A 12,087-nucleotide genomic window follows, 5' to 3' on the forward strand; every position below is an offset into this window, starting at 1 on the left:
CTCTACTACTGCTTGTGGGCGGAGTGTATCGAGATCGGGGGTGACAGTCTCACCACCGGCGGCTCACCCCAGGGCCCGCCGGCGGTTCTCAGCCCCGGCCGGGGGGCACGGGAACTCCCCCAGCAGCGCCTCCAGCGCCGCGATGACCGGCGTCGCCGCGCTCGTCGGCTGGTAGAGCGTGGTGGGGGGGTAGGAGTCCAGGACCAGGCGCGCGACCAGCCCGGCGCTCTGGAGGTCCTTGAGGGCGAGGGTGAGGGCACGGTCGGTGATAGTGGGCAGTTCTGAGCGAAGTGTGGAAAACCGGACGCCTCCGGGCTCCTGCGCCGCCTTCAGCAGCACTGGCAGAGACCACTTCTTGAGGGCGGTGTCCCGCAGGGCGTGGACGGTCAGCAGGTCGTAGAGGGCCAGCAGCGCCGGGCCTGACTGCATGGCCCGCGTCGTGAGCAGGTACTCTGGGCGCAACGGGTGGCCGTAGCCGGGGTTATGCATCACCAGCCCCAGCCTGATGAGGGCCGCCAGCGTGTCGTTGATCGCCTTTCGGGACGCCCCTGTCCGGTGGACGAGCGTCACGAACTTGCACCCGCGCCCGCGGTGCAGTTCGGCCAGGACAGGGAGCATCCAGCGCCGGTGGAAGAGGTCGGGGAGGTTGATTGGTTGCTGCGACAGCGTACACCCCGGAACAGGCTTGACACGCCTTGTACGTTACTATAAAAAGTATCCATCGGGCCCGCAAGGCCTCCCTCCGACGAATCGGAGTGCCCCGCTTGGAGCCTTGCGGGCCTTCTGCTCAACTGTCAGGCACTCAACAGGAGAATCACAATGCCCTCGCCCCTGAACTTCAACGGCGGACTGACCCTCTCCATGCAGGTGAAGGACCGCAAGGCCTCCGCCAAGTGGTACAGCGACACCCTCGGGTTCCAGCTGCTGTACGACGTCGCCGAGATCGGCTGGTGCGAGCTCGCCACCGAGATCAAGGGCGTGAACATCGGCCTCTCCGACAACCAGAAGCCCAAGACCGGCGCCGGCCCCGTCCCCACCTTCGGCGTCAAGGACATCGACCACGCCCGCTCACAGCTCGAGAGCAAGAAGGTCCGCTTCGACGGCCCCACGCACGAGTTCCCCGGCATGGTCAAGCTCGCCACCTTCTTCGACCCAGACGGCAACGCCCTGATGTTGTTCCAGGACCTCCAGGGCGGCGGCCACTGAGTCTCACTCAGCCGCCTCATGCCTTGACGCCGCGTGCCTCGATGCCTCTCTCCCATCCGACCTTGGAGAACCCCATGCAGAAGCTCGTCACCATTGCCGCCGTCACCGCCGTCGCCACGGCCGCGCTCTTCGCCCAGCACTCGCACAACCACTCGCAGCCTGAGACCAAGGCCGACAAGCCCGTTCCCAAGGAGGCCGCGCCCGCGAAGGCTGGCAAGCCGACCAAGGAGCAGGCTCTGGCCGTTTTCGAGAAGATGAAGAAGTTCCAGGGCAAGTGGGAGTGCAAGAGCTCGGGCATCGGCGAGTTCACCGAGAGCTACAAGCTCATCGCCGGCGGCTCGGTGCTCATGGGCAACGAGATGGAGGACAAGCCGGACATGGCCATGGTCACCATGTACCACATGGACGGCGACACCCTCATGCTCACGCACTACTGCATGGCCAAGAACCAGCCGCGCCTGACGCTTACGAAGGTCAGCGAGGACGGCAACACCGCGACCTTCGAGTTCAAGGACGGCACGAACATGAAGTCGCGCGACGTCGGCCACATGGACAGCGTCGTCATTAACTTCATCGACGACGACAACTTCAAGAGCCGCTGGAGCTGGTACGAGAAGGGCCAGGAAGGCTGGATGGAGGCCGTGACGGCCAAACGCGTGAAGTAATCAACGACCTCAGCAATCTGCTCCACAGGCGTGCCCCACGGCACGCCTGTTTTCGTTCGTGGACCTCGACGGCCTCGGCGACCTACCCACGATTTCGCCAAGCCCCTGCAAGATCCCCCACCCAGCGGGGAAGTCATGGTGTCCCCACCACAACCACACGCCGCACCGCGGCCCAGAAAAGGACGAGACCCATGAACTCCCTGCTCTCCAGCGCGATCATTCTGTCCACCCTCGCCGGCACCACCCTTGCCCAGACCGTCGTCAGCGGGCTGGAGCACACCGCCACCGGCGGCGCGGTGCTCGGTACACCCAACGGCCGCCGCCTCCCCGTGCACAACCTCGGCTCCTCCGGGCAGGACGGTGTCGAGCTCCGCCTGCACTCGTCCATGGGCGGCGGCACCGGTGTCGAGATCGCCCCGGTCCTCAGCGTGGCCGGCGGCGGTGTCCGCATCCGCCACAAGGGCTGGGACGGCCTTATCTACGGCAACCACCGCATGATCTCGAGCGGCAACGGCACGGGCACGTTCCACTGGGACTTCTCCAGCCTCGGCGCCTCCTCCATCAACATCAAGGTGCTGTCCGAGGACGGGACTATCACCGAGGACTACGACGTGAGCGGCCCCATCGCGGCGAAGCCGTGGGTCCCCAACTTCACCTGCCCCAACGGCGGCACGCCCGTGCTCATCTACAAGTGGATGAGCGCGTGCAACGGCTGCCCGCCGTTCCTGTGGATGGGCTGGGCCTGCATGACGAGCACCGGCGAGACGGGCACCTACACCTACCAGGGCCGCATGATGATCACGCCCACCAGCGGCCCGGGCTCGCCGCCGATCTCGTCCAACATCGACTCCATGCTGGTCAGCGCCATCGGCGTCCCCAGCCTGACCCTCACCAGCGCCACCATCGAGACCCTCGGCGTCTCGTCGTTCGGCCTGGGCCAGGCGCACATCGGCGAAGTGTGCGACGACAACGACGGCGATGGCTCGTGCGATGAGCGTCGGCTCCCGGTGCACAACCTCGGGAGCAGCGGACAGGACGGCGTGTCGCTCGACCTCGGCCCCGGCGCCGATGGCGTGGAAGCTCGAGCTGGCGCGGGGCAACTGCTGCCGCGGGCACGTCACCCTGATGAAGCTCTACGACGACGAGGGCTCCGCGGCCCGCATCAGCCTCACGCAGCAAGACCCCACCGCCGACGGCTACTTCGCCGACACCTTCAGCGCCGACTTCACCGCCTACGGCTCACCCGGCTACGTGATCACGTGCTTTGATCCCAGCGGCGGCGTCATCGGCGAGCCGCAGGCGATCCTCATCGGCGGCTCCCAGCCCACGTGGCACCACTCCTGCCCGCCCGGCGCCACCGCCAAGTACATCTGGGACGCCGGTCTCCAGCAGTGGGTCTTCTTCGGCTGCAACACCATCTCGACCGAGCGCATCCTCTTCCCCAACGGCCTCATGTTCGACAACGTCGACCACTTCACCGTGCAGCCGCTCGCCCCGGCCGCGCCCACCGCGGGCGGCAAGATCCGCCACGTCGTGATCACCAAGAATGGCACCGAGATGGAGCTCAAGCGCGTCCGCAGGCGCCCCGACATCACCGGACCCGACTGCGGCGACAGCGACTTCAACGGCGACGGCGACATCGGCACCGACGCCGACATCGAGGCCTTCTTCGCCTGCCTGGGCGGCACCTGCTGCTCCAGCTGCTACGAGGGAGGCGCGGACTTCAACGCCGACGGCGACGTGGGCACCGACGCCGACATCGAGAGCTTCTTCCGCGTGCTCGGCGGTGGCCAGTGCTGAGACGGTGAGCGTGTGTGTGGTGGAGAACCCCGGCGCACGCCGGGGTTCTTTGCTTTCTACGCCCTCAACACCATCACCACTTCCGCAATCTCGCACTGCCGCGCGTTCGCATACCCCCGCTCCTCGCGAAGCAACCGGAACCCGCACTTCTCCAGCACACGAATCGACGGCGTGTTGTCCTTCGCCGCCCGCGCGTGGATCGGGCGCGGCTCGCTCTTCAGGAACTCGCGCAGCGCGCCCGTGGCGTGCCCCTTGCCCCAGTGCTCGCGCCCCAGCCAGTAGGTGACCTCGCGCTCGTCGCCGCGCATGAAGCTCGCAACGTACCCGGCCACCTCGCCCGCTACCTCGATCGTGCGGATCGTGATCGTCGGCTTCGAGCGAATCCGCGCCCAGTGCTCGTTGAATGCGGTGCGGTCGGAGGGGTTTTCTCCCACGAAGGCCGCCTGATAGCACGCGTCCCTGTCCTGCTGATGCAGGAAGAAGATGTCAAGGTCGCTGTCGCGGACTTCGCGGAGGGTGAGCACGGGGCGAGTGTAGTGGAGAAGAAAACACCCTCGGGGCGAGGGTGTTGAGTCGAGCATCAGTTGTCGCGCCCCGGGACTTCGGCCGCGGCGGCCTCAGTCCCGGCGTCGTGAGCCTCAGGGCTTGTACTTCGCCGTGAAGTCGTTCATGGAGCTCTCGAAGCTCGCCCACGAGCTCTTGATGTTCGTCCACGCCTTGTCCCACTCTTCACCCGCCTTGCCCTTCAACTGGCTCACATCGCTGGACAGGGTGCTGTAGCTGCTCTTGAGCTTGGTCAGCGCGGCCTCCATCTCGGGCTTCTTCGCGTCGGCCGTGGCGCTCACCTTGGTGGTCCACTCGTCCAGCTTGGTCTTGGCGGAGGCCAGGCCCGACTCCACGCCCGCGACCATCTTGTCCTTGGCATCGCCAGCCATCTGGGTCAGCTTGCTGGTGTCGGTGTTGACGTTCGGCATGGCTGGCGTGTTCGTGCCGGTGGTCGGCAGCGCGGGCGTGGTGGTGGAGCCGGTGGTCTTGGGTGCGGGGTTGACCGGCGCGGGCTCCTTCTTCTCGCAGGCGGTGAGGGCCAGCAGGCCCGCGGCGGCAGTGACAGCAATCAGCTTCTTCATCGATGCAATCTCCAGTTGGTGAGCTGGATCATAGTTCCACACGGTGAACATTCCGCCACCGGGTCGGAAGCTCAAGCCGGTGCATGGGGCTTCAGCCAGCCACCGGCGGAGCGCTCACGCCGCTGACGCTTACTCCTTGTCAGCAAGGAGGTTCCATGCGCGCCATCACCTGGCACGGCAAGGGCGACATGCGCTGCGAGCAGGTCCCCGATCCCAAAATCGAAAACCCCACCGACATGCTCGTGCGGATCACGTCCACCGCCATCTGCGGCAGCGACCTGCACCTGCTGGACTTCTACGTGCCGTTCATGACCCCCGGCTACGTCGTCGGCCACGAGCCGATGGGCATCGTCGAGGAGGTCGGCAGCGAGGTCCGCAAGTTCAAGAAGGGTGACCGCGTGGTCATCCCCTTCACTATCCAGTGCGGCCAGTGCTGGTTCTGCCAGCGGCAGCTCTACAGCTGCTGCGACGTGACCAACGCCCACAACCCCATCCAGGAAAAAATGATGGGGCACGCCACCGCCGGGTTCTACGGCTACTCGCACATGGCGGGCGGCTACCAGGGCGGCCAGGCCGAGCTGCTCCGGGTGCCGTGGGCCGACGTTGGGCCGATCAAGATCGAGAGCGACCTCGAAGACGAGCAGGTGCTGTTCCTGTCCGACGTGTTCCCCACGGGGTACATGGCCGCGGAGAACGCGGAGATCGAGCCGGGCGACACCGTCGCGGTGTGGGGCTGCGGACCCGTCGGCCAGTTCACCATCCAGAGCGCGTGGATGCTGGGGGCCGGGCGCGTGATCGCGATCGACTGGGTGCCCGAGCGGCTGGAAATGGCCCGCACCAAGGGCAAGGCCGAGGTCATCAACTTCAAGGAGCAGGACGTCTACGACACGCTCCAGGAGATGACCAACGAGCGTGGCCCCGACCGCTGCATTGACGCCGTGGGCGCCGAGGCCCACGGCTGGGGCGCGCCCGACGCTGTGATGGACAAGGTGAAGTCGTCGATGATGCTCACCACCGACCGCGCCCACGCGCTGCGGCAGGCGATCTACTGCTGCCGAAAGGCGGGCACGCTCTCCATCCCCGGCGTGTACGCGGGTTTCCCCGACAAGATCCCCATCGGAGCCCTGATGAACAAGGGGCTGACGGTGAAGACCGGCCAGACGCACGTGCCCAAGTACATCGGCATGCTGCTCAAGACCATCGAGGACGGCAAGATCGACCCGAGCTTCATCGTGACGCACCGGCTGCCGCTGGAGAAAGGCCCCGAGGCGTACAAGACCTTCCGCGACAAGAAGGACGGGTGCATCAAGGTGGTGCTCAAGCCGTGAGCGGGGCTGTGAGCGAGTCAATCTCTGACACGAACGCGAGGTGACGCGATGGACGGACGCATGGACAACGACCGGCGCGAGGGCGCGCCTGGTTTCGGCACCGAGATGGAAAGCGGGACCGGCAGCCGCCAAGGCGACTTCGGCCGCTCGAAGACCGACGAGCGCGCCCGCGACGTGGGCGGGCTGAAGGGCGAGTACGTGCGAGACGCGAGAAACTCCCCGCCGCGCTACGACCTGCCCACGGAGATCGGCGAGCGCGAGGCCGTGCAGGCGGGCCTCCCCATGGACGCCCGCCCCGCGCGCCAGCCGCTGCACGACGCACCCGCCCGCTTCGGGGCCGCGGGCTTCTCCGCGGGCGAGGCCCAGTTCGTCAAGACCGAGCTGACCGACACCCCCGACCCCCGCCGCGGCGAGCCGCCCGACGCCATGGCCCAGGGCCTCGGCTGGTTCAGCATCGGCCTGGGCTTGCTCGAAGTGATGAACGCCGAGGGGCTCTCGAAGTGGCTGGGCGCCGAGGACCGGCGCGGCGTCGTCCGCGCCTACGGCTTCCGCGAGATTGCTAACGGCATCGCCATCCTGGCCCAGAAGGACGTGCGGGCCCGCTCGCCGTGGATGTGGACACGGGTCGCGGGCGACTTCCTCGACCTCTACTCGCTCAAGAAGCTGCACCACGAGGACAACCCCAAACGCGGCAACGTGAAGATCGCGATCGCCGCGGTGCTGGGCGTGACGATGCTGGACATCATGACAGCGGGGCTGCTGGCCGAGCGCTGAGGCGCTGACCACACGTGGGTTGTTGAGGTGAGCGGTGCGCTGCGGCGCCGCTCACCTGTCCTTTTGGGCGGTCAGACGCGGGGGCCGCTCTCGCCAAGCTCGGCGATCTTGTCGGCGTACCGCTGCTTCAGCGGCTCCACCACCTCGCGCAGGAACCGCTCCGTCTGCTCCACGCTCCGCCCGATGTACTTCATCGGGTCCATGAGGCCGTCCCAGTCGAGTTCAACGCCGAGCGGCCCGCCGCGCTGCTTGGACCAGAAGTGCCGGTCGGCCTTCAGCCGCTCCAGCAGGTCGTTGTCGAGCCCCTCCTGCTTCACCCGCAGCCCCGCGGCCTGCGCGTGCTGGCGGATCAGCTCGTGGTACTCCTGCCGGTCCCCGCCCGCCTTCACGCACGCCATCAGGATGTTCTCGGTGGCCATGAACGGCAGCTCGGCCATGAGGTTCTTGCGCACCATCGCCTCGTGCACGATGAGGCCGCCGGCGACGTTGTGCATCAGGTCGAGGGCCCCGTCGAGGGCCAGGAACGCCTCGGGCAGCGACAGCCGGCGGTTGCTGCTGTCGTCGAGCGTGCGCTCCAGCCACTGCGTGGCCGCGGTGTCGTAGGCGTTGCCCACGAGGTTCATGACGAACCGCGTGAGCCCGCAGATGCGCTCGCAACGCATGGGGTTGCGCTTGTAGGGCATGGCCGAGGAGCCGATCTGCTTCTCCTCGAATGGCTCGTCGAGCTCCTTCCGGTTGGAGAGGAGGCGGATGTCGGTGGCGATCTTGTGGAGGACGGAGGCGGTGGCGGCGAGGTCGGAGAGGATCAGCGAGTCGATAACGCGCGGGTAGGTCTGTCCGACGATCGGGAACGTGCGCATGCCGGTGAAGTCGATCGATTCCCTCACGCGGTATTCCGCGACCGGCATCGTGGCGAGCTCCTCCGCTTGCCGCAGCCACTTCTGCGCCTGCTCGGAGGCGCCCTCATTGGGGTCATTGGCCCGCGACGCGACGTAGCGAAGCCGCTCGATCCGCGCGGCCTTGTCGGCTTCCCATGCTTCGTCGGCTTTCCAGGGGGCGAGTGCATAGCCCTTCTCATCGAGCTCGTACAGGAAGCCCGCCTCCAGCAGGTCGACGCGGTCATGATCGTCGCCGCACAGGCTGAGGAACGACGCCTGCGTGCCGGTGGCGCCGCGGAGGCCGCGCCGCTTGAAGAGCAGTGACTTCGCGCGGTGGTCCAGGGCCTCAAGACAGAGGTTGAGGTCGCTCGCCCAGTTCGCAATCCGCCGCCCAACCGTCACCGGCTGCGCCGGCTGGTAATGCGTGAAGCCAAGCGTCGGAGCAGCGGCCCACCGCTGCGCAGGCGCTGTGAACGACAGCACCGCCCGCGCCGTCTTCTGCTCAATCAGCCGCAGCGCATCCCAGAGAATGATCAGGTCAGCGTTGCTCCCGATGTCCTCGCTCGTGCACCCCAGGTGGATAATCCCCTTCGCCTTCGGGCACCGGTCCCCCCACGCGTGCACGTGCGCCATCACGTCGTGCCGCAGCTTCCGCTCGTACCCCTCCGCGGCCTGCATGTCCGCGTCCGTCACCTCCAGGTTCGCCCGCAGCTCCTCCACCTGCTCACGCGTGACCGGCAGCCCCATCTCGTGCTGCGCCTCCGCCACCGCCAGCCAGATCCGCCGCCAGGTCTGGAACTTGTGGCGGGGCGACCAGATCCGCAGCATCTCCTTCGAGGCGTTGCGGGCGGCGAGGGGGGAGGTGTAGGTGTCGTACTGGCTCGTCATGTGTCCTTCTCCCGCCTGACGCTCTGTCGCAGTTGCTCGTACAGCTGCTCCGTTGCCCGGAACCGCGTCTGTCGCAGTCGCGAGATCGCCGTTTCGATATCGATGAGGCCACCACGTGCCGCATCCCGCAGCACAGCCAGCGTCCCAAGCGTGGGAAGCCCCAGGCTACGAGCGACGCGCCTTCCCATCCGTTCGTCCATCAGGAGTTGGACGGAGTGCGCAGGTTTCAGCTCCAGAGCGAGCGAAATCGCGGCGGACTCACCAATATGAAGAGCGAGGTCTGGAGCGATCTCCATCGGAGCGCGAACCTGCAACCACGCGGGCGGCTGAGCGGCCCATGCCCGGACCCGATCCGCCGCACCCGTACGCTGCAGCTCGGCCAGCACCTGAGGCGGTGCGACCACATCGGTCATCAGTTTCGGCACGATCTCGATGTGATCGATCAGGATCAGGTAGTTGAGCGGCGACGTGTCGCAGATGACGATCATCCGCCGCGACCTGCGCGGAGCGTCTCGGCCTCCGCCTCGATCTCCTCGATCGTCATCTCAAGCGGGACATTGTGCCGCTTGAGAACCTCATCGACCTGGAGTCGTTCAAGCCCGAGTGCGCGCGCGAGCTGATATTCGCTGAGAACGCCACAACGGTACAACTCAACCATCGCCGCCTCTTTGAGTGCAGCCGATGGATCCTGCCCGTTGGTCCGCAGCATGGACTCGATATCAGGCGGCAGATCGAAAGTGACGGTCATGCCGCCATTTTACGCATGTGCCGACCTGCCTGCATCAACACAGGCACAGTGTGTCCCCTGCAAAAACGGCCCCTCCCGCAGGGAGAGGCCGTCGCTGATCATCTCGGTTGCAGAAAGAGCGGCTCAGTACCCCCGCTTCGCACCCGTCCAGCTCTTCGCCCCGAACACCCGCGGGCCGCGCGTCGCCGCGTCGCCCCGCACGATGTCAGAATTCGCCGGCACCGCGTCCAGCGGCTGGTCGAAGCCGAAGCTCCGGCGCGGCTTGCCGTTCTGGTGGGCCGCCTTCATAGCAGGGGCCTTGGCCGGCTTGCCGCCCTTCTGGTGAAAGGGCTGCGTGGAGATTCGGTCGTTGTGCCGGTGGCCCTGGTTGTGGCGTGCGTCCTCGAACCTGCCCTCGCGACCCTCGCGGGGCTCGGGCTTCCACTCGACCTTCGGCAGGTCGGGGGTCTCGGACACGGGCACCTTCTTGCCCAGCAGCTTCTCGATGTCGCGCAGCAGCCCGCGCTCCTCGTGGTCACAGAAGGAGATCGCCTTGCCGCTGGCGCCCGCGCGGGCCGTGCGGCCGATGCGGTGCACGTAGGCCTCAGGCTCCATGGGCAGGTCGTAGTTGATCACGTGGGTCACGTCGTCGATGTCCAGGCCGCGGGCCGCGACGTCGGTCGCCACCAGCACACGGGCCTTGCCGCTGCGGAAGCAGTCCAGGGCGCGCTTGCGGGCGTTCTGGGCCTTGTTGCCGTGGATGGTCTCGGCGTTGATGCCCGACTGGCCCAGTCGCTTGCCCAGCTTCTCGGCCCCGTGCTTGGTCTTGGAGAAGACCACCACGCGGGACGCCGTGCCGTCCTTGAGCAGCAGCTCCAGCAGGCTGAACTTCTGCATGCGGGGCACGAAGAACAGGCTCTGGTCGATCTTGTCCGCCGTGCGCTGCTGCGGCGCCACCGACACCTTCGTGGGGTTGGTGAGCAGCGAGTCCGCCAGCTCCATGATCGAGCCCGGCATCGTGGCCGAGAACAGCAGCGTCTGCCGCTGCTTGGGGATCTCGCGGGCGATCTGCCGGATGGGGTTGATGAAGCCCATGTCCAGCATGCGGTCGGCCTCGTCGAGCACGAAGAACTTCACCTCGCGCAGGTCGACCAGCCGCTGCTCCATCAGGTCGATGAGGCGGCCGGGGGTCGCGACGATGATGTCAACGCCGCGCCGCAGGGCCTTCTCCTGGTGGTACTGGCTGACGCCGCCGAAGATGACGGTGTGCACCAGGCCGCTCTCGGCGCCGTAGCGGGCGATGCTCTCGCCGATCTGCGAGGCCAGCTCGCGCGTCGGCGACAGGATCAGCGCCCGCGCCTTGGCGGGGCCGGTGCGGGTCTTGTCGGCGGGCGTGGCCATCAGGCGGTGCAGGATCGGCAGCACGAACGCAGCCGTCTTGCCCGTGCCCGTCTGTGCGCAGCCCAGCACGTCCTTGCCGGTGAGGGCCACCGGGATGGACTGGGCTTGGATGGGGGTGGGGGCGGTGTAACCCTCCTGAGCAAGTGCGCGCAGAAGGACCGGTGAAAGCGAAATATCAGCAAACAACATGAGACAGGTGTCCTCGGTAGGGCAGATCAGGCGCTACTGGTGAAAGTGAGCGGCGATGTGCTGGAGTGCACTGATGCTCGCCGCGCCAGCAGGTGCCCAATCGGGAAGCGAGACCGAAGTCAAGCCCTCTGAGAACTACCGGCGATCCGCTCACTATAGGCCAGCGGCGTCCGAACCGCAGCTTCGTGGGATGGAATAGAGAAAACGACTGCACACTGGCTTATCGGCCGCCCCGCACAGCCACTTCAGCCCGACTGATCAGTACAATCCGCACGTTGCCCCCGCAGCACCCCGCCAACAAGCCCCTCGACGAGGACAGCTACGACCAGAAGCTGGTGGACGCCATCCGCGCCGGCAACACCCAGGCCTGGCCCGCCCTCATCTCCCGTTACCAGGACCGCCTGTTTTCCACCTGCCTCCGCATGGTGCACAACCGCGAGCTCGCGGCCGATCTCACGCAGGACGCCTTCGTCAAGATCATCCAGCACATCGCCAGCTTCGACGGGCGGGCCAAGCTCTCCACCTGGATGATCAAGATCACCATGAACGTGTGCCTCTCCAAGCTCCGCTCGGAGAAGGTCCGCAAGGCCGCCAGCCTCGAAGCCCTCCAGGACGGTGCCCGGGGGACCCAGACAGACCCCTCCCGCGGCCTCGATTTCGAGCAGTCACGGGAACCCGGGTCGCTCTCGAGCGTCGAAGCGCATGAGGACCAGGAGCGGGTGCTGGCCGCCCTCCGCCACCTGGACCCCGATCAACGGGCCGTTCTCATCCTCTGTGATTGCCGTGGTCTGAGTTACGAGCAGATTTCCGAAGTGATGGGCGTGGCGGTCGGCACCATCAAGAGCCGCCTGTTCCGCGCCCGCACCGCCCTGAGAGACGCCGTCGAAGCCCTCGAGAAAGCCGACAAGCCCACCCCCGTCCCCACCGTCACCCCCGCCCCCGTCAAGCCCTCCCGATCATGACCACCCGCCCGACCAACCCCGGCGACGCCACGCCCCCCCCGCTCAACGAAGAGCACATGCTCGAGTGGATCGAGGGCAAGCTGTCCCGCATCGAGGAGAGCAACCGCTCAGCCTCCACCCGCGCCGGCGTCTCCGAGCGGGT

General features: G+C 66.9%; 13 protein-coding genes. 6 read left to right on the top strand and 7 right to left on the bottom strand.

Annotated features, from left to right (window positions below; translation table 11 throughout):
• Nucleotides 1-63: 63 nt before the first annotated feature.
• Nucleotides 64-618: a winged helix-turn-helix transcriptional regulator gene (locus VD997_14400; GenBank protein HYE63182.1), complete on the bottom strand. Its 555-nt coding sequence runs from the start codon at nucleotides 616-618 to the stop codon at nucleotides 64-66.
• A 201-nt stretch (nucleotides 619-819) separates the two neighbouring features.
• Between VD997_14400 and VD997_14405 the strand changes: the two genes are divergently transcribed.
• The 3 genes from VD997_14405 (at nucleotide 820) to VD997_14415 (ending at nucleotide 3,139) form a co-directional block, all read left to right on the top strand.
• A complete protein-coding gene (locus VD997_14405) occupies nucleotides 820-1,206 on the top strand; it encodes a VOC family protein (protein ID HYE63183.1) in 387 nt (128 codons plus the stop codon).
• 74 nt (nucleotides 1,207-1,280) lie between these two features.
• Nucleotides 1,281-1,871, top strand: coding sequence for a hypothetical protein (locus VD997_14410; GenBank protein HYE63184.1), 591 nt, complete (start codon nucleotides 1,281-1,283; stop codon nucleotides 1,869-1,871).
• Between the two features lie 191 nt (nucleotides 1,872-2,062).
• Nucleotides 2,063-3,139, top strand: a complete 1,077-nt coding sequence (locus VD997_14415) for a hypothetical protein (GenBank protein ID HYE63185.1) — start codon at nucleotides 2,063-2,065, stop codon at nucleotides 3,137-3,139.
• A gap of 588 nt (nucleotides 3,140-3,727) precedes the next feature.
• Here the strand turns inward: VD997_14415 and VD997_14420 are convergent.
• Both VD997_14420 and VD997_14425 read right to left on the bottom strand, forming a co-directional pair.
• The gene (locus tag VD997_14420; protein HYE63186.1) at nucleotides 3,728-4,195 is read right to left on the bottom strand and encodes a GNAT family N-acetyltransferase; all 468 of its coding nucleotides are present in this window, start codon (nucleotides 4,193-4,195) and stop codon (nucleotides 3,728-3,730) included.
• Nucleotides 4,196-4,309: 114 nt separating this feature from the next.
• On the bottom strand, nucleotides 4,310-4,798 hold the full coding sequence (locus tag VD997_14425; GenBank protein ID HYE63187.1) for a hypothetical protein: 489 nt from the start codon (nucleotides 4,796-4,798) through the stop codon (nucleotides 4,310-4,312).
• A 155-nt stretch (nucleotides 4,799-4,953) separates the two neighbouring features.
• Here VD997_14425 and VD997_14430 point away from each other — a divergent pair, with 155 nt between their 5' ends.
• Both VD997_14430 and VD997_14435 read left to right on the top strand, forming a co-directional pair.
• Nucleotides 4,954-6,126 (top strand): zinc-dependent alcohol dehydrogenase, encoded by a 1,173-nt coding sequence (locus VD997_14430; GenBank protein ID HYE63188.1) that lies wholly within the window; start codon nucleotides 4,954-4,956, stop codon nucleotides 6,124-6,126.
• Nucleotides 6,127-6,174: 48 nt separating this feature from the next.
• Nucleotides 6,175-6,900 (top strand): hypothetical protein, encoded by a 726-nt coding sequence (locus tag VD997_14435; protein HYE63189.1) that lies wholly within the window; start codon nucleotides 6,175-6,177, stop codon nucleotides 6,898-6,900.
• A gap of 71 nt (nucleotides 6,901-6,971) precedes the next feature.
• Here VD997_14435 and VD997_14440 read toward each other — a convergent pair whose 3' ends face one another.
• The 4 genes from VD997_14440 to VD997_14455 form a co-directional block, all read right to left on the bottom strand.
• Nucleotides 6,972-8,666 carry a lyase family protein gene (locus VD997_14440; GenBank protein HYE63190.1) on the bottom strand — a complete coding sequence of 565 codons (1,695 nt, stop codon included), beginning with the start codon at nucleotides 8,664-8,666 and terminating at the stop codon, nucleotides 6,972-6,974.
• Nucleotides 8,663-9,154 (bottom strand): DUF3368 domain-containing protein, encoded by a 492-nt coding sequence (locus VD997_14445; protein ID HYE63191.1) that lies wholly within the window; start codon nucleotides 9,152-9,154, stop codon nucleotides 8,663-8,665. Before VD997_14445 ends, VD997_14440 begins: the two co-directional genes overlap by 4 nt.
• The gene (locus VD997_14450; GenBank protein ID HYE63192.1) at nucleotides 9,151-9,414 is read right to left on the bottom strand and encodes a UPF0175 family protein; all 264 of its coding nucleotides are present in this window, start codon (nucleotides 9,412-9,414) and stop codon (nucleotides 9,151-9,153) included. The genes VD997_14445 and VD997_14450 overlap by 4 nt, the downstream gene beginning before the upstream one ends.
• Nucleotides 9,415-9,537: 123 nt before the next feature.
• On the bottom strand, nucleotides 9,538-10,983 hold the full coding sequence (locus tag VD997_14455) for a DEAD/DEAH box helicase (protein HYE63193.1): 1,446 nt from the start codon (nucleotides 10,981-10,983) through the stop codon (nucleotides 9,538-9,540).
• A gap of 275 nt (nucleotides 10,984-11,258) precedes the next feature.
• On the opposite strand from VD997_14455, the gene VD997_14460 reads away from it, so the two are divergent.
• The gene (locus VD997_14460; protein HYE63194.1) at nucleotides 11,259-11,945 is read left to right on the top strand and encodes an RNA polymerase sigma factor; all 687 of its coding nucleotides are present in this window, start codon (nucleotides 11,259-11,261) and stop codon (nucleotides 11,943-11,945) included.
• The last annotated feature ends 142 nt before the right edge of the window (nucleotides 11,946-12,087 follow it).

Source organism: Phycisphaerales bacterium, from assembly GCA_035627955.1.
In the GTDB taxonomy this organism is placed as follows: domain Bacteria; phylum Planctomycetota; class Phycisphaerae; order Phycisphaerales; family UBA1924; genus JAEYTB01.